Origin of the sequence: Sebaldella sp. S0638 (genome assembly GCF_024158605.1) — a bacterium.
Lineage (GTDB): Bacteria > Fusobacteriota > Fusobacteriia > Fusobacteriales > Leptotrichiaceae > Sebaldella.
Genome location: NZ_JAMZGM010000109.1, coordinates 1 through 727 on the forward strand (window position 1 = coordinate 1; position 727 = coordinate 727).

Annotated in this window: 3 protein-coding genes; all 3 read left to right on the forward strand. The window is 27.8% G+C overall.

The features are described 5' to 3' along the window. Positions 1-84 precede the first annotated feature (84 nt). Positions 85-240: a hypothetical protein gene (locus tag NK213_RS17810; protein WP_253351711.1), complete on the forward strand. Its 156-nt coding sequence runs from the start codon at positions 85-87 to the stop codon at positions 238-240. A gap of 63 nt (positions 241-303) precedes the next feature. Beyond that, a complete protein-coding gene (locus tag NK213_RS17815; RefSeq protein ID WP_253351713.1) occupies positions 304-507 on the forward strand; it encodes a hypothetical protein in 204 nt (67 codons plus the stop codon). Positions 508-528: 21 nt separating this feature from the next. Further along, positions 529-727 (forward strand): YopX family protein (locus NK213_RS17820; protein ID WP_253351715.1); only part of this gene is annotated, 199 nt, incomplete at its 3' end.

A 727-nucleotide genomic window follows, 5' to 3' on the forward strand; every position in this document is an offset into this window, starting at 1 on the left:
ATCACAGCTGAAGGAATGGATTTTGATCCTGTCGCTAAATTCAGGGCTAATGCTGAAAACAATTAAATTTAGAGGTGTCTAACTATGAAAATTATAAAAAAAGAGTTATATATATTAAAACTTACAAAACACGAGTTAGAAGTTATTGCATGGTGTGTAAATATTGGAGCAAATAAATTAACTGATGTTCCAAAATTGACAGCCGAAAATATTTACAAAAAAATCATTATGGAAAAATAATAAGAAGAATTATGAAAGAAATAAAATTCTGTGGGGATCACTCCCCTCTTGATTGGAGGAAAAATGTTTAATTTATTTCAGTATTTACAACTAAAGGGTATCAGTACGGAACAACAAAAAGAATATTTTGAAGAACTGGACAAAGCAAATGAACGATTAAATGAATTCATGCTTGAAAACCCTGAAAAAAAGTTAAAGGATATAAAAATAGAATTACCTAAAAATAGTGAAGAAAAGATTATGCTGGATATCATTTTTGAGAGCTAATTAGAGAGTAGGAGGAAATTAATGAAAGAAATTAAATACAGAGCATGGGATAAACATTCCAAAGAAATGCTTGAAATTATACAGATTAATTTTATAGATAATTACCTGGACTATTCAGATATAAATTCTGAAAACGGGAAGAGAAGACTTTTATTAAAAGAAGTTGAATTAATGCAATTTACAAATACATATGATGATGATAAAACTGAAATTTGTGAAG

Bases quoted from the DNA above. Each gene is read 5' to 3' on its own strand.
- NK213_RS17810 (WP_253351711.1), top strand. From the start codon at position 85: ATGAAAATTATAAAAAAAGAGTTATATATATTAAAACTTACAAAACAC.
- NK213_RS17815 (WP_253351713.1), top strand. From the start codon at position 304: ATGTTTAATTTATTTCAGTATTTACAACTAAAGGGTATCAGTACGGAA.